This is a genomic window from Oribacterium sp. oral taxon 078 str. F0262 (genome assembly GCF_000160135.1).
GTDB lineage: Bacteria > Bacillota > Clostridia > Lachnospirales > Lachnospiraceae > Oribacterium.
Genome location: NZ_GG729934.1, coordinates 683,996 through 709,934, shown reverse-complemented (window position 1 = coordinate 709,934; position 25,939 = coordinate 683,996). Strand labels below are relative to the sequence as shown.

The following is a 25,939-nucleotide window of genomic DNA, read 5'->3' as shown; positions in this document are numbered from 1 at the left end:
ATTCCCTCCTAGCCGTAATAGACCCACTTCTTCTGCGCTAGCATCTGAAATACCGTGATGAGAAGCGTCACAAGGAGAAGAAGAACCACGATCGTAGAGCCGTAGCCTATATTTTTATTCACAAAGGAATAGCGATAAAAGAGATAGACCAGGGATTCTGTCTTTGGGAGCGCCGGGCTCGTCTCATCGATCACCATGTAAATGAGATCGAAGACCTGCAGGGCGCCGATCACTCTCGTAATCATGACGAAAAAAATCGTCGGGGAGAGGAGGGGAAGCGTGATATGGAAAAAGCTGTCCACTCCGCTCGCCCCGTCGATCTCCGCCGCCTCATAGAAATCATGCGGAATCTCCTGGAGCCCCGCGAGAAAGAGCACCATATTATAGCCAAGGATCGACCAGATGCCGATCACCGCGATAGAATAGATCGCGATCCCGGGATCGGAGATCCAGCTCACACTGCTCTTAAAGACATGGTTAATGAGTCCGAACTCCGTGTTGAAAAGCCATCTCCAGACCAGAGCCACCGCTGCGGGAGCGGCCACCATGGGGAGAAAAATCACCGTCCGGTAGAAGGACCTTCCGCGCATCTTCCGGTTCAGAAGGACGGCGAGCACGAGAGAGAGGGCGATGGAAAAGGGGACCTCCACGACAGCGTAGCGAAAGGTATTTGCGAGCGCCTGCCAGATCTCCTGATCTCCAAAGACCTTTTGATAATTCTTAAGCCCCACAAAGATATTTCCCTTTCCGAAATCCCCGGTCTTAAAAAAGCTCTGATAAATCGTCTGAAAGATCGGAATGATATTCAAAACGATAAGTCCGAGTACCGTCGGAAAGATAAAGAGCCAGCCCCAGAACCACTCGCTCCTCTCCCGGGGACTCAGTCCCCTCCGTTTCTCTCCCATACTGCCTCCCTCCTCCGCGGCCCCGGGCCGCGGATTCTTTGATTCTCCCCTCCGCTCCGCTGCTTTTCCAGCTTCCCGAAGGCTTTACTTCTCCTCCGCAAGCTTTTCGTTCATCTGCTCCGCCATCTTCTTACAGGCCTCCTCCATCGTGAGCTCCCCGGTATAGACCTTTGTGATGATCTCATTATCCGCGGTCTCCCAGGTCACGGTGCTCTTCGAGTAGGGGCGGATCACCATATCATCCATCATATTGAGATAGGCCTGGAGGTTGAACTTTGCGGATTTTGCCCAGGCATCCGAGGTCCCCTTATAGGCAGACATCGTAATGCCAAGCTCTGCCTGCTTCCTCTGCGCTTCCTCCGAGCCCAGATACTCGATGAGCTTCCACGCCTCCTCCGTGTGCTTCCCGTTCTTTGCGGCCGCCCAGCCGAGACCGTTGTAGATCGAGACCCTTTTCCCGGTCACAGCGTCCTTCGGAAGCTCGACGATATCGCAGTTCTCCGCGGTATATTCATTGTCCCGGTAGGCTGCGACCATCCAGGAGCCCTGCAGCGCCATCGCGGCCTTTCCGGACTGCAAAAGCACATCCTCTCCGTTCTCCGTCTGGGTCTGCGCCGAGGGGATCACGCCGTCCTTCAGCCAGCCTGCGAGGATGTTCATCCCCTCGATCGTCTTCGGATCGTCCCAGCCGGACCTCGTCTTGTCCTCATTTATGATGTAGCCGCCCTTATCGTAGACCAGGTTATAATATCCCGCCTGGTTATTGTCCATCTTTAAGGCGAGTCCGTACTGGCTCCCGTCCGGCTTCGTGAGCTTCTTCGCCGCCTCCGTCAGATCATCCCAGGTCCAGTCCGCGGTCGGATAGGCTAAGCCTGCCTCATCAAAAAGCTTTTTATTGTACCAAAGTGCGATGGTATCAATGTCCTTCGGCACCGCATAGTAGTGGTCCTTATAGGTATAGAGTCCCCAGATGTCCTCCGGGTAATTCTCCACCTTGATCTTGTCGCTCTCCTTGATTTTGTCCGTGAGATCCAGGAGCATATCATTTGACATGTAGCGCTCGGACTCGTTGGAATGCATCCAGAAGACATCGGGAAGGGAGCCTCCCTGCGCCCCGGCCTCCAGCATCGTCCAGTACTCATTCCACTTCACGACGGAGATCTTCGTCTGAATCCCTGTCTCCTTGGTGAAATCCGCGAGGATCTCCTTGATGCCCGGCTCCTGATTATTGTCCCAGATCGTGACGGAGAGCTCTGCCCCGGAGGCGTCGGACTTTGCATCCGACTCCCCCGTGCTCTCCCCGGCTTCCTTCGTCTCTCCCGCTCCCTTTGTTCCGCTCTCTCCCGCTCCGGAACCGCCGCAGGCCGCAAGGGATGCCGCCATGCATGCCGACAGCGCCAGTGCCGTCCAGCTCTTTACTTTCATAATCTCTCCTCCATCCTGAAATTCCACCTCCAAAGAGGATCGTGCCGGCTTCCCGAAGTCCGGACTTCCCCCGCAATGGGCGATCCGCACCCCTCTTCCCCGGACCTTATCTCCCCCTTCGGGGAACCATAAAAGCTGTCTTCATTTTATAGGTGAAATCACAGCTCATGGAATAGAAAATTGTATCCATTCCATGGAAAAATGTTCGAAATCGAAACAAAAATACCAGATCCGTCTCCTGCTTCCCGACCCCATCTTCTTGTGAAATGGGGATAGAGTCAAAAATGCACTCTTATTTACATCTATCTATTGTGATTTTCCATAGAAAAATCCATCTCCTCCCTCTAAGAGCTTCAAATAACGAGAGAGCTCCTTATCATTTATCCATGTGGCGCCGCGAAAAAACCGCTCTCTTTCCGAAAAGGCAGGCGAAAAAGTGTCGATTATCTGCCTGTAAAAAAGGCTTCCGCATTTTTTCGCCCTTCTTCCGTTTCGAACGATGGCTCTTCTTTTTCCGGAGAAAAAATGCTCCTCCTATGGTTTCAGTTCTTGTATCTGAACTGTTTTCCATAAGAGGAGCCCATCCTTTGGAGAAAGATCCCGGGGATTATATTAAGAGCTCATAATTTGGCTTCCTACTTCATGCTTCTTAAGATCATCCATATTGCTATAGCTCTTTACGCTGCTGTCAGAAGCGATGCATCTGCCGTTGCCTCGTTTGGCGTGTCCAGCTTCAATCTGTTCTAATATTCAAATTCGCGGCAGCCATCTCCTGCAGCTCCATTTTAGAGCTCTGCCTCCGCCGTTTCCCGGCTTAAGTCGATGCCCCGGATGATTTTCCGAAGCGGAAGTACGGAGACCGGATTGACGGAGAGCTCATCGATCCCCATGCGAAGGAAGGTCTCCGTCAGCGCGAGATCCGCCCCAAGCTCCCCGCAGATTCCGACCCAGGCGCCGTGGCGGTGCCCCGCTTCGATCGTCATCCGGATCTCTCTCAAAATCGCCGGGTGATGGGTGTCCAGGAAGGGATCCAGGCCCGCGTTCTGGCGGTCAATCGCAAGGGTATACTGCGTCAGATCATTCGTCCCGATGGACAGGAAATCGCACTCCGCCGCGAGCTCATCCGCGATCATGACAGCCGCAGGCGTCTCCACCATGATCCCGGTCTCATAGCTTCCTACCCGGATATCCTTTGCGAGGAGCTCCTCCGTGCACTCCCTAAGAAGCTCCTTGCACTCCCGGAGCTCTCTCCTCGAGATAATCATCGGGAACATGATGCCGAGGTTCCCGAAGGCGGAGGCCCGGAGCAGGGCGCGGAGCTGCGTCTTGAAAAATTCCCTCCTGCTAAGACAGATCCGGATCGCGCGGACGCCGAGGGCGGGATTGTCCTCCTTCGGCATATTCATATAATCGACCTGCTTATCCGCTCCGATATCACAGGTCCGGATGATGACGCGCTTTGGGGCGAGTGTCTCCACCGCATGGCGGTAGGCCCGGAACTGCTCCTCCTCCGTCGGATAGTCCTTGGAATTCAGATAGACAAATTCCGAGCGGAAAAGTCCCACACCGCCCGCATCGTTTTGCTGCACGAGTCCGATGTCGGATGGCCCCCCGATATTCGCGTAGACCTGTATCGTCCTCCCGTCGATCGTGGTGTTTTCCTTTCCCTTTAATTCCTGCAAAAGAGCCCGCTGCTTTAAGTCGACATCCTGCTTCTTCTTCAGCGTCTTCCGAAGATCCGGAGTCGGCTCGATATAGGCACAGGAATTGTATCCGTCGATAATGGCTTCCTTCCCGTCCCAGTCCTCCGAAGCCGCATCGCACTGCACGAGGGCGGGAATCCCCATGGAGCGGGCGAGGATCGCGGTATGACTGTTGAGAGAGCCCTGCTTTGTGATGATGCCAAGGAGCAGGGACTTATCGAGACGGACAGTCTCCGATGGCGTCAGATCCCTCGCAGCGAGGATCGCGGGCTCCTTTCCCTGCATGGACTCCGGATCGACGCCGAAGAGGATATTCAGGACGGCCTGCTCGATATCATAGATATCCGCGGCTCTTTCCTTCATATAGGGATCTTCCATCTCGGAAAAGACCTTCGCCTGATTGTCGAAGGCGACCTTCACCGCGTACTCCGCACAGTGCTTTTGCTTCAGAATGATCTCCTTCGTCGCATCCAAAAGATCATCGTCCTCCAGCATCATCGCGTGGACGGAAAAGACCTCCGCGCTGTCCTCCCCCGCGTCAACCACGGCCTTCTCATAGAGAAGATTCTGCTGCTCAATCGCCTTCTCCCTCGCCCTTTCGAATTTCTCAAGCTCTCCCTCCGGGTCCTCCGAAAGCTCGTTTCGAATCTCCAGGTCCGGAGCCCGGTAAACCTTGATTTTTCCGATGGCGATGCCATTCATCACACTTTTTCCCGTTGCTACCTGCATGAAAATGCTCCTCTCTGTCCGAGCTCGAAAAGATGGGATCAGGATCCTCTGTCAAAGCCCGGCCTCCCGCAATGCTTTTTCGAGAGAGACCGAAAGCTTCGACAGGGGAATCTCTCTGATTTTCCCAGGAAAAGCCTGCCATAAGCAGGGAAAGCCTCTGTCTATTACCAAGGAGAAAGCCCTGCTTCCCTAGAAGCGCTCCTTCAGCTCCTTTAAAAGCGCCTCCGCGCACTTCTCCTCGTCCGCTCCCTCGATCCGGACCGTGATGCTGTCCCCCTGCTTGATGCCCATGCCCATGAGGGCGAGCAGCTTCTTCATGTCCACGCTCTTATCTCCCTTAAAGACAGTGACAGAGCTCTCAAAGCTCTTCAGCGCCTTGACGAGAAGCCCCGCCGGGCGCGCGTGGATTCCGTTCGGATCGTTGATGACATAGCTGATTTCTTTCATGTTCTTCTCCTTTTCTCCTGTTCTTGGTACAGCATCGCTATACCAGCAGCTTGAAGTCTTTATAGTCATCCGAATTGGTCAGCAGAACGACGACCAGATCCGGGTGCCCCGCGGCCTTGATCTTCTCCCTCGAAAAGCGGAGGATGGGCTCTCCCCTTCGGACCTTATCCCCCTCCTTCACGAGAGGCTCGAAGCCCTCTCCGTTCATGGCGACTGTATCCACCCCCACGTGGATCAGAAGCTCCATCTCCCCGGCTCCGCTGATTCCTATCGCGTGCTTCGACTCGGCGACAGAGGAGATCTCCCCGTCGAAGGGCGCATAGACGGTCTCCTCCTCCGGCTCGATGCCGAGGCCTCCCCCGAGTACGCCGGCCGCAAAGGTTTCATCGGGGATCTCCTCCTGAGCGACCATTTTCCCGCGAAGCGGCGAATAGATCTCTCCGGCCTCCGTACTCATGACGGCCGAAAGCACGGCCTCCGCCTCCTCCATTTTCTTTTCTTCCTTCTCTTCTCTTTCTTCCTTCTCTGCCTTTTTCTCCCCTTCCTCGCTCCAGAGGACCCAGGTCCCGGCAAAGGCGATACCGCCGGAGATCAGAAGAAGGATCGCATAGAGCAGAGGCTTATCGATGGTGAGAAATCCCGGGAGCCCCGTGACGCCGTAGGCCGTCGCCCCGATCCCGGTGAGCGCACCGAAGATCGCTCCGATCGCGCCTCCGGCCATGCCGCAGACGAAGGGCTTCATGAAGCGCATGTTCACACCGAAGATCGCGGGCTCCGTGATGCCGAGAGAGGCGGAGAGGGAGGAGGGCACCGCGATGCTCCTCGTCTTTTGCTTCACCGACTTTATGCCGACCGCAAGGCAGGCTCCAAACTGTGCGAAATTCGCCGCGCTCGCCACCGGCATCCAGGTATTGAGCCCCCCGGAGGAGAGCATGCCCGCCTCAATGACATTGTACATGTGGTGAAGTCCCATGACGACCGTCACCGGATAAAGCGCGCCCATCAGCATTGCCCCGAGCGGATTATGCACCAGGAACTCCGCCGCCTTTAAGACGAGGGACTCAAGACTCGAAAAGATGGGTCCGATCACCATAAAGGTGAGGAAGGCCGTCACCGTCACAGTGCAAAGCGGCGTGATAAAGAGGTCCAGCATCTCCGGGACCTTCTTATGCAGCCACTGCTCCAGCTTCGACATGAAAAAGACCGAGAGGATGACCGGTATGACATGTCCCTGATAGCCGAGCTGATTGATCTGTCCCAGCACATAGCCCGGGCTGATCTGGATATGGCCGAAGAGGTACCAGACCTTATAGCCGTCCGCTGCGTTCCAGCCGTTTGTCAGGGAGGAGTGGATCATGAGAAGCCCGATGACCGCCCCCAGGAATATATTGCCTCCGAAGACCCTCGCTGCGGAGATCGCGACGATGACCGGAAGATAGGCGAAGGCGGTGTTTGCGACCATATCGAGGAACTGATACCAGTCGGAGCCCGCAAAGCCGAGCCCCGGAATCTTCCCCAGGGCCTCCACGATTCCCATCATAAGGCCGGAGGCGACGATCGCGGGGAGGATCGGGACGAAGACATCCCCGATCGGCTTTAAAAGCCTCCGCCAAAGCGGCATCCTCGCCGCCGCCGCGCTCTTTACATCATCCTTCGTCGCGGCGGTCATGCCCGTGATATCCAGAAATTCATCGTAGACCTTATTGACCGTACCTGTTCCGATGATGACCTGGAGCTGACCGTTTGACTCAAAGAGCCCCTTCACGCCCTCGATCTCCTCCAGATAGGCCTTATCCACCTTGCTGTTGTCCTTGATGACCAGACGAAGCCTGGTGGCGCAGTGTGCCGCCTGCGCGACATTTTCCCTTCCGCCGATGTGATCGACGATCTCCTTGGCGCATTTTCTGTAATCCAGTGCCATAGCCTTCCCCCTCCCTGTGCCCCTGTTTTTCTTCCGCTTTTCTTCTGCCTTTCTTTTCTTCTGCCTTTCTTTTATTTTGCTTTCCTTTTCTTTTGCCTTCCTTCTATCTCCGCCTCTTATCCACCGCCTCTTATCCGAATTTCCGGCGCTTATCCGACTTCACGCAGCGCGTTTTCAAAAGCCTCTCAGGATGCCGTGAGCCCCAGTCTGCGGAAGGCCTCCGCGAGTCCGTCCTCCGTGACCGGCGGACAAACATAGTCCGCGAAGCTTTTGAGCTGTTCCGAGCCGTTCCCCATGCAGACGGAAAAGCCGCAGACCTCCATCATCTCAAGATCGTTCCTGCTGTCCCCGAAGCCGATGGTGTCGGAGAGCGCGCTTCCAAGCCGCTCCGCGATCCGGATGATTCCCTTCCCCTTGTCGAAGGCCCGGTCCACCATCTCGCCGTTTACACAGCCGTACTCCGGGATATCCTGGATCATAAAATTGAAGTCCCTCTCCAGCGGCGGACGGCAGGCTTCGATCTGTCCTACGCTCCGGGCCGCCATCACGATCTTATAGATCGGCTGACCGTCATATTCCTCCATCGGCCGTATGCCGAGATTTTCGGATACAGCCTTCTTCCAGCGGAGAAGCTCCGAATTTCCCTCCTCGGACTCCGAGAGAAGACTCTTCAGATCAGAATCACAGAAGCTCCCATCCCTCCCCTCAATCGTACATACGACCCCGTTTTTATGGAAAATGTCCAGCGCTGTCCGAAGCTGTTCATCGCTCATCGGATGGTCGTAGAGCAGCTCCTCCCCGAGGACGACATAGCCGCCGGAGCTTGCGACATAACCGTCAAACCGATATCGGAGCAGCGGTCTCAGCATACCGAGATTCCTCCCGCTGCAGAGAAAGACCCGGTGCCCCCTCTCCTGCGCCAGGCGGATCGCCCTCTCGGCGCTTTTGGGAGGAGCATTGGTCCCCGCGGGAACCAGCGTGCCGTCGATATCCAGAAAAATAAGCTTTCCCATCCTCTTTTTCCCTCTATTTCTCTTTGCTATCCCTCTATCTTTTTATTATTCTATTTCTCTTTGCTAACGGAAACGCGTGCAGAGCCAGAAAAATCCATAGCCCGGGACACTGACGCCCTTCGCGGGGCATTTCTTCCGGCTCAGAAGGTCCGTATAATCCTCGACCTCATTGATCCAGGCCGTCTGCTCCTCCTCGCTGAAATTAAAGAGAGCCAGCAGCTTCTCCCCCTTGTAATAGCGCCCGATCCCGAGGACATGATCGTTCCAGCACTCCAGGATCCAGACATCCGCCGCGCTCTCAAAGACACCGTGCTTTTCGCGGAGCTTCACAAGCCTCTGAATCGCCCGGAATATCCTCCCCTCCCGGCTCTCCTTCATCTTCCGGCGCTTTGCCTCCTCCCAGGGGAATCTCCCCCTGTGGAGATAGCGGGAATCGCTCCACTTGAGAGGATCCTCGTGGTAGCTGTAATCATTCCTCTGTCCGATCTCATCCCCCGAATAGATCACGGGGATGCCGGACTGGCTCAGGAGAAAGGCATGAAGCATGATGTCGAGGCGGATCGCCTTATCGAGCTTCTCCTCATCCCCCTCATATTCTGCGGCCTCGATGCCGCAGAGAGAGGCGGTCGTCCCGCAGAGTCTCGCATCTCCGAGGCGCGGATCATCGTTGTAGAGCTCCCCCCTCGAATCCGAGCCCGGGAAATCCCCGAGGAAATAATGGTTCAGAAATCTCTTGTGCTCCACCTCCCTCACGCCGAACTGCGCGAGGAAGGGAAAGTCCAGCCCCCAGCCGATGTCATCATGGCAGCGGAGATAATTTAAGAAAATATACTCCTTCGGGAGAGAGAAAACCTGCCCGAGCTGATGCTTTAAGAGCCGCACGTCCTTGGTCGCGACGGTATGCCAGGTACTCGCCATCGTGGTGACATTGTAGAGCATCTGGCACTCCGGCTTCCCTCTGCTCCCGAAATAGGGGACGACCTTCGAGGGCTCCATGACGACCTCCCCGAGAAGCAGGGTCCCGGGACAGACGATCTCCGTCGCCATCCGGAGGATGCGTACAAGCGTATGGACCTCCGGGAGATTTCTGCAGTTTGTGCCGAGCCTCTTCCAGATATAGGGCACCGCATCCAGACGGAAGACATCCGCTCCGATATTGCAAAGGTAGAGCATATTGGAGCACATATCATTAAAGACCGTGGGATTCGCATAATTTAAATCCCATTGATAGGGATAGAAGGTCGTCATGACCACCTTTTGCACGGCCTCGCACCAGGTGAAATTCCCGGGCGCCGTCTGCGGAAAGACCTGCGGAACCGTCTTCTCAAACTCGTTCGGGATATTCCAGTTGTCGAAGAAAAAGTAGCGGTCCTGGAATTCCTTCTCCCCGTTTCGCGCGCGGACAGCCCATTCATGCTCCTCCGAGGTATGATTCATCACAAAGTCGAGGCAGAGGCTCATCCCCCTCTTTCGGCAGTCAGAGGCGAGTGCGGCGAGATCCTCCATGCTCCCAAGCTCCGGCTGGATCTTTCGGAAATCAGAGACCGCATAGCCCCCGTCCGAACGCCCCTCCGGACTCTCGAGAAGCGGCATCAGGTGAACATAATTGACGCCGCTCTCCTTGAGGTAATCGAGCTTTTCCCGGACGCCGTCCAAAGTCTTACCGAAGCATCTCGTGTAGAGGAGCATGCCCAGCATATCGTTCCCCTTGTACCAGTCCGGATGCTCCTCCCTTACTCTGTCCTGCTCTCTGAGCTCCTCCGGACGGGAATGATAGAATTCATGGAGCATTGTGAGAAAATAATCAAAAGCCTGGCCGTCATTATGATAAAGCTCTGCGTACAGCCACTTCAGCTCATCATAATTTCGCTCCAGGCGCTCCTTGAATTCCGTTTCCAGCTCTATCTCAGCGAACATTCTCCCCTCCTCCCGCACAGGCAAAAATCCGCCTCCTGCTCTGAACACACAGGATGCTTCTCCGCTCCCCCTTGACACTGCCGACCTCTCTCCGCATCGTAAGAAACTTCCACTGCGGCTCTTCCCTCCGCACCCATGCAGATACGGCATGTTTTCTCGCTTCACCTTATCTAATGATTATAAATACTTTCATTTCATTCAACAAGTCTCTTAAAACCGGCAGTATCCATCTTTTTTCACACCGCGGCGAAAGATAAATTAGCAGAATTCACCCGTTTGTTTTTCGCTTAAGACAAATCGCTATGTTTATCTGAAAAAAAGCAGCGATGCTCGGGAGCTTTATCTGAAGCTTTTTCCGACTCAGGATTGATTTTTTTGGCCCTTTCCCGGTATACTACTGGGTAAGTGTATCCGTCCCCGTCAGGCAGACAAATGCGAGGCAAACTCGCGCGCACGGACATTTGGATATTGACGGGACAACAGCTGCGGATATGTAAGGACGCCCTTTCTGCCGCTTGTCCGTCCGGTACAGGACACTCTCGCTCCGACTGCCGCGCACTAAGCGCAGAGGTCTGCCATCGGACAGACTCGGGGCGTTTCAGCGTCGGGGCGGCAGACGGACAAAGCGCCGGGGCAGCGCCTTTACGATCTTGGAAGTCTGAAGGATATCGCTGCGCGCGAGCACAGCTAAGTATGAGCATACATAAATGGGGGAGGTTATCTATGCTGTATGGAGCACTGGAAGCCGGCGGAACGAAAATGATCTGCGCCTTGGGTGACGAGAACGGGAAGATTTACGAACAGCTTTCTATTCCGACGATAGAACCGGAAATCACGATCCCGAAGATCATCGATTACTTCAGAGGGAGGCCGATCGAAGCACTCGGCGTCGCCTGCTTCGGGCCGATCGACCTGGACAGAGGTTCCGAAACCTACGGCTATATCACGACGACGCCGAAGCTAAAGTGGAAAAACTATAACATCGTCGGGGCACTGAGGGACGCTCTGTCCGTTCCGGTCGGCTTTGACACGGATGTCAACGGCTCTCTCCTCGGAGAGGTGTGCTACGGAAGCTCAAAGGGCCTCCGCGATGTCATCTACCTCACGATCGGAACAGGTGTCGGCGGCGGCATCCTCTCGGGGGGGAATCTCGTCCACGGCATGCTCCACCCGGAAGTCGGCCATATGCTCCTCGTCCCGCACCCGGACGATCCCTATACGGGTCACTGCCCCTTCCACGGAAACTGCTTTGAGGGAATGGCCTCGGGGCCCGCGCTGGAAGAGCGCTGGGGCAGAACAGGCAGGGAGCTCGCGGACAATCAAAAGGCCTGGGAGATCGAAGCCTACTATATCGCGCAGGCACTTTGCAATCTGATCCTCTCCCTGAGTCCGAAGCGGATCATCCTCGGAGGCGGCGTCATGCACCAGGAGCAGCTCTTCCCCATGATTCGAAGGCAGGTCGTCTCCCAGCTGAACGGCTACCTCCACACGAAAGAGCTTTCCGATATCACAAGCTATATCGTCCCGGCGAGCCTTCACGACGACCAGGGCATCATGGGCTGCATCCGGCTCGCCATCGAGGAAAAGGAGAGAAGCGCTGCTTCTGCCAGAGCTTGACGCCCTCCTCTTATGCTTCTTATGCTTCAATCTGCTTCTTATGCTTCAAGCGGGCTTTTCTCCCGTCGGCTATTTATAGCCTGCCCTGCTGATCCGCGGGCAGGCTGCCTTTGTCCCGGAATTTCCCTCAGACATGAGTCCAAAGGATATGGCAACCGGAGTAAGGGCTCCCGCATCGGACCGGCGGGACATTTCCCTCAGACAGAAGTCCATAGAGTGCGGCGGCCGACATGAGAGCTTCCGCATCGGGCCGGCGCAAGCAAAAGAACGGCATAGGTCCGCAGGGTACGGCAGTCAGAATAGGTGCTCCCGCGTCAAACCGGCGGAGCAGGGGGACAGTATAAGTCTATAGGATACAGCAGCCGGGAGAGATGCTTCCGCGTCAGACCGGCTGGCGGGACAAGGGACGGCAGGAGACAAGGAATGGAAATGGAAACAGAAAGGACAAATATGATTTACCGGGATTACGCCATGCATGTCGGACGGATCTATCTTCGGGGACTCAAATGGATCCTGTTTGGGATCCTCTGCGGGATCTTCGTCGGAGCGATCTCTGCAGAATTCGCGAATGCGATCGTCTTCGTCACCGGCTTCCGTCTCTCCCATCCCCGGCTGATCTTCTTCCTTCCCTTCGCCGGCCTCGCCATCGTATTCTACTACCGCCTCCTCGGCGTCAGGCAGCCCAAGGGGACCAATCTCGTCCTGGAGGCGATCCGGACGGGAGACCGCGTCCCCGGAAAGATGGCCCCGCTCATCATCCTCTCCTCCATCCTCTCCCACCTCTTCGGCGCCTCCGTCGGTCGGGAGGGTGCGGCTCTCCAGGTGGGAGGCTCTCTCGGAAATCTCCTCGGAAGGATTTTTCATTTCCGGGATAACGATCGAAGGCAGCTCATAATGTGCGGCATGAGCGCCGCCTTCTCCGCCCTCTTCGGCACTCCCCTCGCGGCCGCCGTGCTCGCGATGGAGATCAGTACCGTGGGGAATATCTACTACTTTGCCTTCGTCCCCTGCGTGGTCTCCGCCCTGACCGCCCACCTGGTCGCGGAATTTCTCGGAGCAAAAGAAAGCGCCATGCTCGTAAACGAGGTGGCGGATTTCAGCGCTCACAGCGCCCTTCTCACGATTCTCTTTGCCTTTCTCTGCGCTCTGGTGAGTGTACTCTTCTGCGTGAGTGTGCATCGGATCAAGGCCCTACTGAACAAATACCTGGAAAACACCTATCTCCGAAGCTTCATCGCGGGCATCGCCGTCCTTTCCCTGACCCTCGCCGTCGGAGACCAAAGCTACAACGGAACCGGCATGCATACCATCGTTTCTGCTGTCGTAGACCAGGGCTTCCGCGCCGCTCCCTACGCCTTTCTCCTTAAGATCCTCTTCACCGCGCTCTCCCTCGCCGGAGGCTTCCAGGGAGGTGAAATTGTCCCCTCCCTCTTTATCGGTGCGGTCTTCGGAAATGCGGCTGCCTGCCTTTTCGGCATGGATCCCCGCCTCTTCTCCGCCATCGGCATGACCTGCGTCTTCTGCGGCGTGACCAACTGCCCCATCGCGGCGCTCCTCATAAGCTGCGAGATGTTCGGCTTCCAGGCCTCCTCCTACTTTCTGATGGCTGTCGCGATCACCTACCTCTTCTCCGGAAACTACGGCATCTACTCTGCTCAGAAGATTCTCTACTCCAGGGTCTCCGAGGAAGAGCTGAATATCAATGCGCACTGAGCAGCTTTTGCAAGAGCTTTACATCATCCGGGCAAAGCTTCATATTGCTGATCAGTTCCTTTTCCCCGGGCTTTTTTATACGAAGCTCCAGCACAGTTCCTTCCGGAAGGCCTCGCCCGAACTCAAGCTTCAAAAAGCGAGACACCTTCGGATGATTCTCCTGAAAGCGCTTCAGCTGCGCCCCGATCTCCATCTTCTCCATCAGATTCATACTTCTTCCCTTTCTTCAAAAAAGAAGCCTCTGCCTCCGCGAAGACTTCTTTTTTCTTCGGTCCTCTCTTAAAGTCCCACATCCTCCGCACTCAGTGTCACGCTTCCATCCTCCCTCAAAAAGCAGGGAATCCCGATATAGCCATTCCTCTTTGCCTCATCAAATGCCGGGTTCTTGTCACGAAGACGGAGAAATTCCTTCATCTTTCCCACATGGGAACCGATGTCCACGAAGCGGAAATTTTCATTGCCGCGGATCTCTTTCTCCACCGTCTCGCAGTCCGGACAGCTCGGCATACCATAGACTGTAATCATGCTCTTCCTCCTTCTATCTCTTTCTTTTTTCTATCTCTTTTTTTCTATCTCTTCCTTCTTCTATATCTTCCTTCCTCTTCGCTTGATTCCTTATACAACCCTGCCGATCCGGTGTCAAGCTCCAAAGCCATGCACTTTATGCGCAAGGCGAATCAGAAGCAAAGCCGCGGCGCTGAGATCCCCCCTGCCTCATTTTGCCGAAGGATTCTGCTCTTATTCTTGACATATGTCTGAAATAATGCTATTCTTTTTAATGACATATGTCAGAAAGGAGGTGCTCCCGTGCCGAGAAAGCAGCGCTGCAGATGGATCGGCGCCTATCCGGACTGCTGGGAGTTCTCCCCAGAGGAGGACACAGAGGAGGAACCGGTCATAATGAGCCTGGACGAGTTCGAAACGATTCGTCTGCTCGACCGCGAAGGGATGACTCAGGAGCAATGCGCCGGCCATATGGGAGTGGCCCGCACCACTGTCACCGCCATCTATAACTGTGCACGCCGGAAGCTGGCGGAAGCGCTGGTAGACGGAAAACGCCTGCTGATCCGCGGCGGCAATTATCGACTCAACAGTCAGGGAACGGAAAACATCATCCAGAAAGGAAAGAAAAGCATGAGAATAGCAGTCACTTACGAAAATGGAGAAATCTTCCAGCATTTCGGCCACAGCGAGCAGTTTAAGTTTTATGACGCGGAGGACGGAAAAATAATTTCCGAGCAGATCGCAGATACCAACGGCAGCGGACACGGAGCGCTGGCGTCTTTTCTGAAAGCCGCTCAGGTAGATTCTCTGATCTGCGGCGGTATCGGAATGGGGGCGCAAAACGCATTGGCGGAGGCGGGCATCCGACTCTACGGCGGAGTCTCCGGTTCTGCGGACGCCGCGGCCAAAGCGCTGGCGGAGGGGACACTTCAGTATGATCCAAACGTCAAGTGCGGTCAGCACGGCCACGCCCACGGAGAAGGCCACAGCTGCGGACATCACCACGGGGAGGAGCATGGCTGCGGGCATCACCACGGGGAAGAGCATGGCTGTGGGCAGCATCACGGGAAAGAGCACAGCGGCGGACACAAGCATGGCGATGAGGGCTGCCGCAACCATCACGGAGAATAGGGACGACACGGCTGTTCCGTGTCGATGTCTGTAGACAAGCGCATCTGCTTGGAAAGCAACAGCAGCAAGCTGGTTCCACCCTTGAACGTAAAGGACAGACCAACTTTTGACAATGCTTCAAGAAGGCCGAATGCAAACAAGGCACGTTCAATCAGGCCGGGATCACATTTACTTCCCACTTGGAGTTCCCTGATGTGTGCTTCGCCGTAGTTTTCTCTGACGATCATAGCTTATCATCCTTCAGATTGATCTCATATTTTTCCAGGAAAGCCCGGAACTTTTTTTCCGCACCCTTTCGCTTTGCATATCGGAACATTGCCTTTGTATCCAAAAAGTACCTGTCTATTGAATCCGCGAAGATATTCCGATATTCTCCTGTCGAAACAATCTGGCTAAGCAGCTTATCTACTGCGATGTCAACCAGAACCTTTTCCATCCTGGTCTCCCACGGCTGTTCCAGTCCCTTGGGAGATTCCGATGGCAGCCTGCCTACAACGATTTCATCATCTACCAGATATCTGTAATACTCAGCAACCGATGGCTTCAGCATAATCCTGCCGGAGTACTCCTGTTTCAGGGCATCAAAGGCATAGTCTACGGCATCATTCTCCACATACAGGAAGATAGTATTGTGCGCAACCAGGTGATTGACGAACTCGTTTAGCTGTATCAGCTCAAAAATCTGAAAACGCACATTAGAAAATCTTTCCTGCATCTTTGCTGTCACTTCTTTCGCCGCCTCGGAATAATCATGTCGATAGATTTGTCTAATTGCAGGGACGGCATACTGATTCCACGACACCCTGACAATGTCTCCATCCGACAGAGATTTACGCAGAGAATAAGCAAGTGCATCTTCTTTTAATACCATTCCCGAGCCGTTCTGAATTGCTGTATAGTATTCTTCTCTGGAAAACGTCCGACCCGGTTCTATACCCGACAGTCTCTTCTGAATATTCTCCATATTGATCGCCTCTTTCTAATACACTATTCTCGCAGTATAATAGAATTACTGCTGATTTGGTGTTTTAGTATACACCTGAAAAGCCTGAATATCAACACCATTATCGCAGTATTTTTGATTTACTGCGATAATGGTGCAAAAAGATAAGCTCTGCAAGCTGCGGGCCGAAGCCCGCAGTTTTTCTGTCAGATCAAATGGTCGTTCCCTATTTTATTGTCTGAGCTATCCTACAAAAACTTTACGCTGGCGCATGGCCTTATGCATAGAAAGCCCTCTCTTTTAGATCCATACTCAACCGGCACACTCTCTTTTTTTTCGCATAATGCGTGCGGGGCATTTCCTGCCGTCGGTAAACCATCGACAGCTTTTACAGCCAAGACAGGGGCGATAATTCATGTTCTCCGCCGATCGCAGAACGAATGACGGATCTGCGAGAAACGCCCGGCCATAGGCAGCAAAATCACAGAGAGCATCTCGGACAAGGACATCCCCTCTCGCGAGTGTATCAATCCCCCAAACGGTAATGACGGGAATGTGTACGTGCGGCCGGATCGAAGAACCTGCGTAGACAATGCTGCTATATACATAATCGACAGGCAGATGAAAAACCCGTGTCTCCGGTATCCCGTGCGAGACGTGCAGCATTTCGATTCCAATATTCTCGAGCGCCTGCGCTGCTGCGATATCCTCCTCCGGTGAATGTGTCCATCCCATTCGATAGGACAGGATGAAACGGTCATCGGCAAATTTCCGAATACCGTCCGCGATCTCCCTGACAAGTCTCATCCGACCATATAGATCTCCTCCGTATTTATCGCCGCGCCGATTCGACTTAGAAGAGGTCATCATATTCAAGAAAAAGCCATGTGCACCGTGCAGTTCAACCCCATCTGCTCCCGCACAGAAACAAAGATACGCGGCATGGATAAAATCATCTCGTATTCGTTCCAAATCTGCTGTCGTAGGCGTGTTGACATCTTTGGAACCGGGTGCCGAAAAATCATATCCTCCTTTCCCAAGCTGTGCAAAGAATCTGCTTCCGCACACATGACAGCGGTCTGCAATCAGCCGAAGATATGGGATATGCCGCTTTGAATATGCCCCTGCTCCGCCGGACGTTCCGGCAGAGCGCGCTCTCGGATCATCCGATGGGGATATGCTCAGAGACTGGCTGATGAGAAGTCCGATCTCCTGATCGCAGTACCCTAAGTATTCACGGATAAGCTCATCTCCAATAATCCCGTCACGGCAGGGGAATCCGAACCGCACCATCGGCGCCATGACAATTCTGTTTTTAAACTTCACACTTTTGATCTGATAGGATGAAAAAAGATTGCTCATAGATGATTCTCTCCTGAATCTTGCCATTTCTCTCAGCATCATTATAATAACCCTATGCCGTTCTATACAGTACTCACTAATTTGTGAGATACTCTCCAAAAGGAAAGAAATCCATGATTCAAAATATCTGCCGCAGCAAAGAGGCCCCCTTTTTATCAACCCTGGCAATCATCGGCGGAAAGTGGAAGATGCGCATCCTCTATGAGCTTTCCTGTGATTCCATTTTACGATATGGCGCGCTGAAACGAAATCTGGCTCCGATCACGCACAAAATGCTGAGCTCGCAGCTAAAGGAGCTCGAAAAAGACGGCATGATTATACGCACGGAATATCCGCAGCTCCCCCCAAAAGTCGAATACACTCTGTCCGATAAGGGGAAAACGTTCGTCCCTATCATCAATGTAATGTGTGATTGGGGGAGAGAGCATGCTGCAAAGCGCTTATCCGGCACTCACTAAAAAGTGCCTGCTTGTTCCGGACTCCGACTCGCAGTAAGATAAATCAGGCGGTTTTACAAGCTATACTGCGAAGGGGAATAAAATGAGCAATCAGACACAGAATAAGAACGTATATATCATTCACGGATTTGACGCATCCTCTGAAAGACACTGGTTTCCATGGCTGAACAAGCTGCTTATGGACAAGGGCATTTCCGTCGAGTCCATCGATATGCCGACACCGGCACAGCCGGACTTCGGGACATGGATTTCGTTTCTCTCGAAGCGCCTCACAAACGTAACACGAGACACTTATTTTGTCGCCCACAGTCTGGGCTGCATTACAACACTGCGATATTTGCAGAAAGCCTCCGTCCCGATCGGCGGCGTCGTTCTCGTCTCCGGATTCGATCAGCCGATTCCGGGTTTTTCATTCCTCGATGAGTTCACAGCCGAAATGCCGGACTATAAACTGCTTTCAGAGATAATTCCGAACAGAGCCGTTGTCTCCGCCATGGACGATCCGATTGTCCCCCATGAGTTCAGCCGCACATTTGCCGAACGATTCGGCGCGTTTTTTTATGAGACCGAAACCGGCGGGCACTATCTGGACGCTTGCGGGATAACGACTCTGCCCATTGTTTCCGATGCGCTGTCCAAAATGATGGAATAACTGCAAAGATTTTTTCCTTTATTCAAAGCTCAGTGCCTTTTCCCTCGGCTGCCGCTGAAGTGCCTGTCTCCTCCATTCCTCCTCACAAAGATTCAACACTTCCCGGGTCTACGTGTGGAAAATCATCAACTATACTGGTCCTCGGGTCCATCATATCTATGTAAATAGCAACCGTATCTCCCGGCTTCCGCTGTTCCCAAGTTGAAGTTAATTCTTGTTCCAAAATCGTTCCGATTTCTCAGTTCATCGACGCTGCAAGCTTAGATCGTGTCATCATAAGCGTATATCCGAGTAAATTCTGTCCCCTCCACTGTGACGGATCGAAACGCTTAGGGTCCGTCATGGACAATCCTATCCCCCAAATGCAATCTTTGACCGCGCACTCTGCAAGAAGAGCATCTCCAGTGTCCAGCAAATCCCTTTTCAGACTCTCATTCTGTGAGAATTTCGCCAATAAGCCCTCATACACAACCAACTGCCGGATTCCGTTCCAGATGTGGCCGTCATATCCGCTTACAAGGCGTCCCAACGCCTTGATCTTCGCGGTATCATCCGTACTGAGAATCCTGGCAGCCGACTCATCATCACGAAAACAGACCGCTTTCCGATACATCATGAACTGCTCAAGAGAGCTAAAATCAATATTATCTGACCGGAAGGCAGAAAGATACCAGTTGCTCAGAAAGCCATTTTCCTCCTCCGGATTATGAAAACCGATGACATTCATTTTAAAGTCCCCACTTTCTGAACGGCAAGCTCAAGTTCCAGATCATGCAGGCCATAATACGCTTTTTTCAAAAAATCCACTGTGATTTTCTTTATGATATCAGAGCTTGGAAGATTAAAATACCATTGATAGTAAGCGTAAAACTCTCCGATCCAGTCGGACATAAAGCCGTCCAGCGCCTTCCCCTTTTTCAGGCAATAGCCCTCTGTTTTCGTGAAATATTCCCACAGCTCTCTTGCATCCATCGTATTTACATAAGCTTTCGCTTCATCAATGCTCAATCTGGTTTTACTTGCCATATAGCTTTTAATAAAGTCTTCCGTATCCTTATCGGGAAATGACTGCGCCACAAAATCAAACAGCTTTCCCTGATTTTCGACTACATCCTGTAAATAGGCATCCGGATATGCCCGCATGAATATCACCTCCGTTTCCAATCCAGCTGTTGCTTATTCATCGTCATAGACCCCTTCGCAAAATCCTGTTTCCCGAATTTTTCCAGACTCTGATTTTAGCAGATTGCCCCGTAAAATTCCATACGGCGGACCGGTCGCTCGGCGGAAGCGGTACCGTGGCAAGAGGGTATTTACACACCCATTTGGACTTGACTATGTCAAGCATTTAGAATCTCCATCATCGCTTTCTCATAATCATCGTTTATAAGAATAATCGGTTCTCCCATACGTTGGAATCCTTCTATAATCTTCCTGTTTTCCGATTTGATCCAATCAGCAGTGCAGTAGGAATCGTTCATTCTGTTCTCAACATCAGATCCGTGATCTCTTATATCATCAAAATGAGCCTCAATATAAGCATCCGTCATCGCAAGGCAAATGAAGCTGATCTCCGCCAAATATTCCTTGTCAAAATTCTTCCGCCAGTTATACGGGATATAGCAGCCCTCCACGATTAGATTCTGCCGGTTCTCTATCGCCGTCTTGATCATTTCACAGACGATAGGCCAGAGATAGCCGACCAGTTTGTCATCATCCTCCGGCGTAAGATCCGTATTGCCGCTTCTGATCAAGCCCATCTTCAGATGATCGATGGAGAGATAGGGGTACTTATATTTTTCAAGCATCCTTTGTGCCAGCACAGTTTTACCCGTGTGAGATGCCCCCGTAATAATGACAATCATATCATAATCATCTCCATATATTCTCGTATCTTCTTGTCCACATGAAAGGATTTAGCATACTCCATTAATCTGTTGAAATTTTTATCCCTGCTTCTTACATAGAACTGTATTGCCATCTGATAATCCTGAATTTCGAACCGGCCCCTGTTTCGTGCCAGATCACAGATGCTTCGTTCCATATTATACATAGGTATTATGTGTCCGAATGCTGTCCAGGCGGACACCATCCCCAGATCCAGAAGCTCTCTTTTAACGGTAAATACCTTGATTCCATCTTTGACAAGTCTGGAGGTACTATACCCTGTGTAGATTGTAATCGTAGTCTGCAAAGGCTCCCGATCAATCAGTCCATAATGATATAACGCTTCATCATAAGAAATAATCCCCTGAGGGCAGTGAAGAGACAAAATATAAAGTCCATCTGCCCATGCTTCGGGAGAAGCATAAATCCCCCACCCCACCTGTTCAAATGAACTTTGTTCAAGAAAAGAATACAGGAAATATTTGCTGATCCCCGCGTCCATTACATTTTTTGTCAATATAATGCCTGACGGATCAACAAGTTCCTCAATCTTTTTCATATGTGTTGCCAACTTTCGTGCTAATATTATATTTCATATTGGCACGGTTGTAAATAAAACCTTATTTCCTGCAATCGCTCTTTGTTCTCTCCTCTTTTTCTTTATTCTGAGGCAGGCGCACAGTTTTTCATCATGGAGCATCTGCGCATAGCGCATCTGCTTCCGTAAATCCTCGTCCTTCCGTTTTGCGTACTGTTTGAGTGCATCCTAAAAGTCTGTATCTTGATCCCGCTGCAATTGCGAATCTGGCCACAGATAGTGCGCTCTGCGTCGCCGACGAGAACAGGATTGAAAAAGGGCATGTTCATCGTGACGACTCCAATGTCACGCGATTCTTTCTTGATAGTACAGACCTTGATGCCATCCTCTGGCTGACTGCTCGACGAAATAGTCGGTAGTGGAGCAAGCTCCTTTCTTGACAGCAGAGAAAGAAGACTATATACTCTGGTTAGTTTTAGCTAACTTTTATATGGGGATCACTATGAATACAAATCGCAAAAGCCATTTATGGATGGTATGCCTGGCCGTCCTCTTCCTTTTGCTTCTGCTGCTGTCCTGCATATCCATGCAGGTGGGCGCAAAGAACATCTCCCCGGATGCCATCGTAAAAGCGCTCTTTTTCTACGACAGCAGCAAGAGCAGCCAGGTGATCATCCGGACTTCCCGCTTCCCCAGGACTTTAGCGGCCATCATGGTCGGTGCGAGCTTTTCCGTATCCGGGGCCATTATGCAGGGGACGACCAGAAATCCCATGGCAAGCCCTTCGATTCTGGGGATCAATGCCGGGGCCGGCTTCGGACTGGCACTGGCACTGATCTTTTTTCCGGCGGCCTCTCTGAATATGACGGTGCTTTGCTCCTTTCTCGGGGCAGCTCTCAGTACGGCAATCATCTTCCTGGTCTCCTCCTTCGGAAGGAGCAACAGCCAGCCTTTAAAGCTGGCTCTCGTGGGAACCGCCATCACTGCCATGTTCAATGCGGTCAGCCAGGCTCTGGCAGTGGGCTTTAAGCTTTCTCAGGATCTGACCTTCTGGAATGCCGGAGGGATTTCCGGCATCCGTCTCGCCCAGATCAGGCTGCTTTTTCCCTATACCTTGTCGGGCCTGATCATAGCCTTTTTCATGGCCCGGTCCGTCACGATCCTAAGTCTCGGAGAAGAAGTGGCCGTCGGGCTCGGGGGAAAAACAAGACAGATCCGCTTTTTCAGCTCTCTGGCGGTACTGATCCTGACCGGCTCCGCGGTGGCCATTGCCGGTCCCATCGGATTCATCGGTCTGGTGGTGCCCCATGCCGTCCGAGCCCTGGTCGGGATGGATTACCGAAAGGTGATTCCCTGCGGAATGCTGGCAGGTGCCGTTTTACTGCTGCTGGCAGACATTGTATCCCGTCTGATCCATCCGCCTTTTGAGACCCCCGTGGGAGCAGTCACCGCGCTGATCGGCGTGCCGTTTTTCATCGGACTGGCAAATAAGAACCGGAAAAGGGGGGAGAAATAAATCATGGAGAATCAGAACAGGCGCTTTCGGACGGCATTGCTTCTCATCCTCGTTCTTATACTGGCGATCTTCCTCCTCAGTCTGACGACGGGGCTTACGCCTCTTTCTTTAAAGGATATCTTTCGCATCCTGTTCGGAGGGGGAAAACGGGAGGAAAAGCTGATTTTATTTCACTACCGAATGATCCGAATCCTGGTGGCGCTTTTGGTGGGTGCCGGGCTTTCCGTCTCCGGCATGATCTTCCAGACCATATCCAAGAATTCCCTGGCCAGCCCGGATCTTCTGGGAGTGAGCGCGGGCGCAGGGCTTTCGGTGCTTCTGCTAAGCTATTTTTACAAGGGAAGCTCTGCCTTCGGAATCTTTGTCCTTCCCCTGTTTTCCACGGTGGGAGCTCTGGCCGCAGCCATTCTGATCTATACTCTGGCCAGCAGAAAGGATCAGTACCTTTCTCCGATCCGCCTGATCCTCATGGGTATCGCCGTATCCTCCGGCATTCACTCTCTGGACATGATTGTGAGCATCCGTCTTTCTCCGGAACAGTACAACCGGGTCAATACCTGGATGATCGGAAGTGTGTTCGGAAATACCTGGACCCATGTACTGGTGCTGCTCCTGTGGCTTATGCTGATCCTTCCCATTATTTTCTACCACGCCATGGATCTGAATCTTCTGCGCCTCAGCGATGGTATCGCCATCGGACTGGGTTCGGATCTGAAAAGGGGAAGGCTCGCATTTCTGGCTCTCGCCGTGATGCTGGCAGCGGCCTGCGTATCGGTGGGAGGCACCATCAGCTTTGTAGGCCTTATCTGCCCTCACCTGGCAAGGAAGATGGTCGGCCCCAATCACAAGCTGAGTCTCCCCATCTCCGCATTGCTGGGGGCCCTGCTTCTGATGTCGGCGGATCTGATCGCCAGAACCATCATAGCGCCCAGAGAGCTTTTGCTGGGAATCGTGGTGTCTTTGGTGGGAGCGCCCTATTTTTTGTATATCCTTCTGACATCAAAAAAATAGGAGTTCGATATGGAATTTTATTCCCAAAATGTAGATATCTCGTATGGAAAAAACAAAATCGTAGAAGATCTGAATTTGAGGATCCCCGAGGGCAGGGTGACGGTAATCATCGGCGCCAATGGTTCCGGGAAGTCCACGATATTAAAGGCTTTATGCCGCATCCTCCATCCGGACAGGGGAGAGGTGATTCTGGACGGAAAAAATATCTATACCCAGTCCACCAAAGAACTGGCAAAGCGCATTGCCATCCTTCCCCAAAGCCCGGAATCTCCGGAGGGGCTGACTGTGGAGGAGCTGGTTTCCTACGGCAGATCTCCCTACAAAGCGGGCTATGGGAAGCTGGATGCACAGGATAAGGAAAAAATTGCCTGGGCCCTGAGGGTGACGGGGATGACAGAATTTGCCGACCGCGCCCTGGAGCAGCTCTCCGGCGGGCAGCGCCAAAGGGCATGGATTGCCCTTTGTATTTCTCAGGACACAGAAATCCTGTTTTTGGACGAGCCCACCACTTTTTTGGATATCGCCTATCAGTTGGACATTTTAAAGCTCTTGTCCGACTTGAATCAAAACTATAAAAAGACGATCGTCATGGTAATTCACGACTTAAACCAGGTGGCCCGCTTCGCGGACCATGTGGTGGCGATCAAAAAGGGGAAAATCACCTGTGAGGGATCGGCCGAGGAGGTGCTGACCCCGGAGAATCTGAAGCAGGTATTCGGCGTACTGGCCGATGTAGTGGTGGATCAGCGCAGCAAAAGGCCCCTCTGCATCCCCTATGACAATATCCCCTCACTCTGATTCATTCGGCAGCATTCCGGTTTATCCGGTTTTATGATATCCGCTTTGGCGGAGAAATCCATGGAGGAAGATCATGAAAAAATCAAACCTGCTCTTGCTCTGCGGCCTGCTCTTTACTATCCTTTTGAACGGCTGCAGCGCATCCTCTCCTCAGAATACGACGACGTCCTCTACCGCTGAGGCAAAAAGCAGTGAGGCTCAGGAAAGCAAAGGCAAGGGGGAAAGCTCCCAGGCGGCGGAGACGACGGCCGCGGCGGATCCCTCGGAGATTGTGACAAAGGCCGAGAAGGAGGCAGATGCCCTGGTATACAAAAACGACAGCGGTAAAACGGTGGTAAAGCATGCCTATGGAGAGACCGTGATGCCGGAAAATCCCCAGAGGATTGTCTCCATCAAGGTGGAGGATCTGATGCTGGCTCTGGATGTGTCCATGGTGGCCTGCCGGGACTTTGATGACTTCTACCTGCATCAGCAACTGGCCGCCCTGAACATCGGAAAAATTACGGTGGATGAGGAAGCAAATACCATAAACTACGAGGAGGTCATGTCCTATAAGCCGGATTTGATCGTTATCCGTGACTCCTTCGACAAGTCCATCTACGAGGAGCTGTCGAAGATTGCCCCCACCTTTGCCCTGCATCTCCAGGATAGCAGAAGCTCTCTCCTGGTGCTGGGGCGGGCTCTCGGACGGGGGGAGGACGCGAGCAAAAGACTGCAGCAGTTCCAGGACACGGTGATGGATGCAAGGCAGAGGCTTTCCTCTGTGGACGGCACCGTCTCCATGCTCCGGGTCATGAAAAAGGAGATCCGCCTCTATCCGTATTCTAAGAATGATATGAGCGCCTTTTTATACGCCGATCTCGGATTAAAGCCGGACCCCATGGTAGTGGCTTATGATACAGCGGACAACCTGGCCATCTCTCTGGAGACGCTTCCGGATCTGAAGACGGACTATATCTTTCTTGTAGCGGGCTATGGCTCTCTTGGTTCAGAGGACGATGCCGCCGCCAAGAAGCGCTATGAGGAGATGACGGCAGATCCCCTGTGGAAAACCATTCCCGCAGTGCAAAACGGGCATGTCTATGATGTGGAGGCCCGTCTCTGGGGGGCACACGGACTTCTGGCTGAGGAAATGAAAATTGCCGATGTCTTAAAGGCCCTGCAGAAGTAGGCAGGCACAAGGGACACACCGGCATAGAAAAACAGGGGCCGGATTGTTCTGACCCCTGTTTTCGGGAGAAAATATATGTGGCTGATTTTTGCCTTCTTATCTGCCCTATTTGCGGCAGCGACTTCTATCCTGGGGAAGATCGGGGTGGAGGGCGTCAACTCTAATCTCGCCACCGCCATCCGAACGGCGGTGATCTTAATCTTTGCCTCCGGCATCGTGCTCTTCACCGGCGCAGGCAGAGGGATCGGAGACATCGGCAGGCGCTCCTGGCTCTTTCTGATCCTTTCCGGGATTGCCACCGGCATATCCTGGCTTTGCTATTACAGGGCTCTTCAATTAGGGGAAGCCTCCAAGGTGGCACCGGTAGATAAGTTCAGCATCGTGATCACCCTGATCCTGGCCGCTCTGCTGCTTCGGGAAAAACTGCATTTTACGAATATCTTCGGAGCGATCCTGATTACTGCCGGAATGATCTTCATGATTCTGTGATCCGGCCGAAGAGCAGCATTTCCGCTTACAGGGAAGATCCAACTCGCGATGATCGGATCGCCTTGTTCCAGTCGAGCATTTTTATAACA

General features: G+C 53.0%; 26 protein-coding genes. 10 read left to right on the top strand and 16 right to left on the bottom strand.

The annotated features are described in order from the left end of the window. Positions 1-8: 8 nt before the first annotated feature. From GCWU000341_RS07035 to GCWU000341_RS07000, 7 genes are all read right to left on the bottom strand, one after another. The gene (locus tag GCWU000341_RS07035) at positions 9-905 is read right to left on the bottom strand and encodes a carbohydrate ABC transporter permease (protein WP_009215163.1); all 897 of its coding nucleotides are present in this window, start codon (positions 903-905) and stop codon (positions 9-11) included. An 84-nt stretch (positions 906-989) separates the two neighbouring features. Then, positions 990-2,330 carry an ABC transporter substrate-binding protein gene (locus tag GCWU000341_RS07030; RefSeq protein ID WP_040653836.1) on the bottom strand — a complete coding sequence of 447 codons (1,341 nt, stop codon included), beginning with the start codon at positions 2,328-2,330 and terminating at the stop codon, positions 990-992. Positions 2,331-3,115: 785 nt separating this feature from the next. Then, on the bottom strand, positions 3,116-4,762 hold the full coding sequence (gene ptsP, locus GCWU000341_RS07025; RefSeq protein WP_009215160.1) for a phosphoenolpyruvate--protein phosphotransferase: 1,647 nt from the start codon (positions 4,760-4,762) through the stop codon (positions 3,116-3,118). A 189-nt stretch (positions 4,763-4,951) separates the two neighbouring features. Further along, positions 4,952-5,209: an HPr family phosphocarrier protein gene (locus GCWU000341_RS07015; protein ID WP_009215158.1), complete on the bottom strand. Its 258-nt coding sequence runs from the start codon at positions 5,207-5,209 to the stop codon at positions 4,952-4,954. Positions 5,210-5,246: 37 nt separating this feature from the next. After that, the gene (locus GCWU000341_RS07010) at positions 5,247-7,130 is read right to left on the bottom strand and encodes a PTS beta-glucoside transporter subunit IIBCA (RefSeq protein WP_009215157.1); all 1,884 of its coding nucleotides are present in this window, start codon (positions 7,128-7,130) and stop codon (positions 5,247-5,249) included. A 185-nt stretch (positions 7,131-7,315) separates the two neighbouring features. Beyond that, positions 7,316-8,143, bottom strand: coding sequence for a Cof-type HAD-IIB family hydrolase (locus GCWU000341_RS07005; protein WP_009215156.1), 828 nt, complete (start codon positions 8,141-8,143; stop codon positions 7,316-7,318). A 63-nt stretch (positions 8,144-8,206) separates the two neighbouring features. Next, the gene (locus GCWU000341_RS07000; protein WP_009215155.1) at positions 8,207-10,060 is read right to left on the bottom strand and encodes an alpha-amylase family glycosyl hydrolase; all 1,854 of its coding nucleotides are present in this window, start codon (positions 10,058-10,060) and stop codon (positions 8,207-8,209) included. A gap of 723 nt (positions 10,061-10,783) precedes the next feature. On the opposite strand from GCWU000341_RS07000, the gene GCWU000341_RS06995 reads away from it, so the two are divergent. Both GCWU000341_RS06995 and GCWU000341_RS06990 read left to right on the top strand, forming a co-directional pair. Beyond that, entirely contained in the window at positions 10,784-11,677 is an 894-nt protein-coding gene (locus GCWU000341_RS06995; RefSeq protein WP_009215154.1) for an ROK family protein, read from the top strand. 423 nt (positions 11,678-12,100) lie between these two features. Next, positions 12,101-13,390: a chloride channel protein gene (locus GCWU000341_RS06990; RefSeq protein WP_009215151.1), complete on the top strand. Its 1,290-nt coding sequence runs from the start codon at positions 12,101-12,103 to the stop codon at positions 13,388-13,390. Here the strand turns inward: GCWU000341_RS06990 and GCWU000341_RS06985 are convergent. Both GCWU000341_RS06985 and GCWU000341_RS06980 read right to left on the bottom strand, forming a co-directional pair. After that, the gene (locus GCWU000341_RS06985) at positions 13,377-13,601 is read right to left on the bottom strand and encodes a hypothetical protein (RefSeq protein WP_009215150.1); all 225 of its coding nucleotides are present in this window, start codon (positions 13,599-13,601) and stop codon (positions 13,377-13,379) included. The genes GCWU000341_RS06990 and GCWU000341_RS06985 overlap by 14 nt on opposite strands. A gap of 68 nt (positions 13,602-13,669) precedes the next feature. Beyond that, entirely contained in the window at positions 13,670-13,915 is a 246-nt protein-coding gene (locus GCWU000341_RS06980; RefSeq protein WP_040653570.1) for a glutaredoxin, read from the bottom strand. A gap of 282 nt (positions 13,916-14,197) precedes the next feature. Here GCWU000341_RS06980 and GCWU000341_RS06975 point away from each other — a divergent pair, with 282 nt between their 5' ends. After that, a complete protein-coding gene (locus GCWU000341_RS06975) occupies positions 14,198-15,025 on the top strand; it encodes a DUF134 domain-containing protein (RefSeq protein ID WP_009215148.1) in 828 nt (275 codons plus the stop codon). Here GCWU000341_RS06975 and GCWU000341_RS06970 read toward each other — a convergent pair. The 3 genes from GCWU000341_RS06970 to GCWU000341_RS06960 form a co-directional block, all read right to left on the bottom strand. Continuing rightward, complete coding sequence (locus GCWU000341_RS06970) at positions 15,013-15,252, bottom strand: nucleotidyl transferase AbiEii/AbiGii toxin family protein (protein ID WP_009215147.1); 240 nt, start codon at positions 15,250-15,252, stop codon at positions 15,013-15,015. The two genes, GCWU000341_RS06975 and GCWU000341_RS06970, sit on opposite strands and share 13 nt — an antisense overlap. Continuing rightward, complete coding sequence (locus GCWU000341_RS06965; RefSeq protein WP_009215146.1) at positions 15,249-15,989, bottom strand: DUF6577 family protein; 741 nt, start codon at positions 15,987-15,989, stop codon at positions 15,249-15,251. Before GCWU000341_RS06965 ends, GCWU000341_RS06970 begins: the two co-directional genes overlap by 4 nt. A gap of 291 nt (positions 15,990-16,280) precedes the next feature. Next, a complete protein-coding gene (locus GCWU000341_RS06960) occupies positions 16,281-17,330 on the bottom strand; it encodes an oxidoreductase (RefSeq protein WP_040653568.1) in 1,050 nt (349 codons plus the stop codon). A 113-nt stretch (positions 17,331-17,443) separates the two neighbouring features. Here GCWU000341_RS06960 and GCWU000341_RS06955 point away from each other — a divergent pair, with 113 nt between their 5' ends. Both GCWU000341_RS06955 and GCWU000341_RS06950 read left to right on the top strand, forming a co-directional pair. Beyond that, entirely contained in the window at positions 17,444-17,788 is a 345-nt protein-coding gene (locus GCWU000341_RS06955) for a winged helix-turn-helix transcriptional regulator (protein ID WP_009215144.1), read from the top strand. 82 nt (positions 17,789-17,870) lie between these two features. Then, a complete protein-coding gene (locus GCWU000341_RS06950) occupies positions 17,871-18,440 on the top strand; it encodes an RBBP9/YdeN family alpha/beta hydrolase (RefSeq protein WP_009215143.1) in 570 nt (189 codons plus the stop codon). 238 nt (positions 18,441-18,678) lie between these two features. On the opposite strand, the gene GCWU000341_RS06945 is transcribed toward GCWU000341_RS06950, so the two are convergent. The 4 genes from GCWU000341_RS06945 to GCWU000341_RS06930 form a co-directional block, all read right to left on the bottom strand. Continuing rightward, the gene (locus tag GCWU000341_RS06945) at positions 18,679-19,167 is read right to left on the bottom strand and encodes an NADAR family protein (RefSeq protein WP_009215141.1); all 489 of its coding nucleotides are present in this window, start codon (positions 19,165-19,167) and stop codon (positions 18,679-18,681) included. Next, the gene (locus tag GCWU000341_RS06940) at positions 19,164-19,583 is read right to left on the bottom strand and encodes a hypothetical protein (RefSeq protein WP_196794811.1); all 420 of its coding nucleotides are present in this window, start codon (positions 19,581-19,583) and stop codon (positions 19,164-19,166) included. Before GCWU000341_RS06940 ends, GCWU000341_RS06945 begins: the two co-directional genes overlap by 4 nt. 197 nt (positions 19,584-19,780) lie before the next feature. Continuing rightward, the gene (locus GCWU000341_RS06935; protein WP_009215139.1) at positions 19,781-20,305 is read right to left on the bottom strand and encodes an adenylate kinase; all 525 of its coding nucleotides are present in this window, start codon (positions 20,303-20,305) and stop codon (positions 19,781-19,783) included. Beyond that, positions 20,302-20,886: a type IV toxin-antitoxin system AbiEi family antitoxin domain-containing protein gene (locus GCWU000341_RS06930; protein ID WP_009215138.1), complete on the bottom strand. Its 585-nt coding sequence runs from the start codon at positions 20,884-20,886 to the stop codon at positions 20,302-20,304. Before GCWU000341_RS06930 ends, GCWU000341_RS06935 begins: the two co-directional genes overlap by 4 nt. Before the next feature lie 481 nt (positions 20,887-21,367). Between GCWU000341_RS06930 and GCWU000341_RS06925 the strand changes: the two genes are divergently transcribed. The 5 genes from GCWU000341_RS06925 (at position 21,368) to GCWU000341_RS06905 (ending at position 25,850) form a co-directional block, all read left to right on the top strand. Beyond that, positions 21,368-22,381: a FecCD family ABC transporter permease gene (locus tag GCWU000341_RS06925; protein ID WP_196794810.1), complete on the top strand. Its 1,014-nt coding sequence runs from the start codon at positions 21,368-21,370 to the stop codon at positions 22,379-22,381. Positions 22,382-22,384: 3 nt separating this feature from the next. Next, positions 22,385-23,392 (top strand): FecCD family ABC transporter permease, encoded by a 1,008-nt coding sequence (locus GCWU000341_RS06920; protein ID WP_009215135.1) that lies wholly within the window; start codon positions 22,385-22,387, stop codon positions 23,390-23,392. 9 nt (positions 23,393-23,401) lie between these two features. Beyond that, complete coding sequence (locus GCWU000341_RS06915) at positions 23,402-24,190, top strand: ABC transporter ATP-binding protein (RefSeq protein WP_009215134.1); 789 nt, start codon at positions 23,402-23,404, stop codon at positions 24,188-24,190. Between the two features lie 73 nt (positions 24,191-24,263). Beyond that, a complete protein-coding gene (locus tag GCWU000341_RS06910) occupies positions 24,264-25,361 on the top strand; it encodes an ABC transporter substrate-binding protein (RefSeq protein ID WP_009215133.1) in 1,098 nt (365 codons plus the stop codon). A 75-nt stretch (positions 25,362-25,436) separates the two neighbouring features. Further along, complete coding sequence (locus tag GCWU000341_RS06905; protein WP_009215132.1) at positions 25,437-25,850, top strand: EamA family transporter; 414 nt, start codon at positions 25,437-25,439, stop codon at positions 25,848-25,850. Positions 25,851-25,939: the final 89 nt, after the last annotated feature.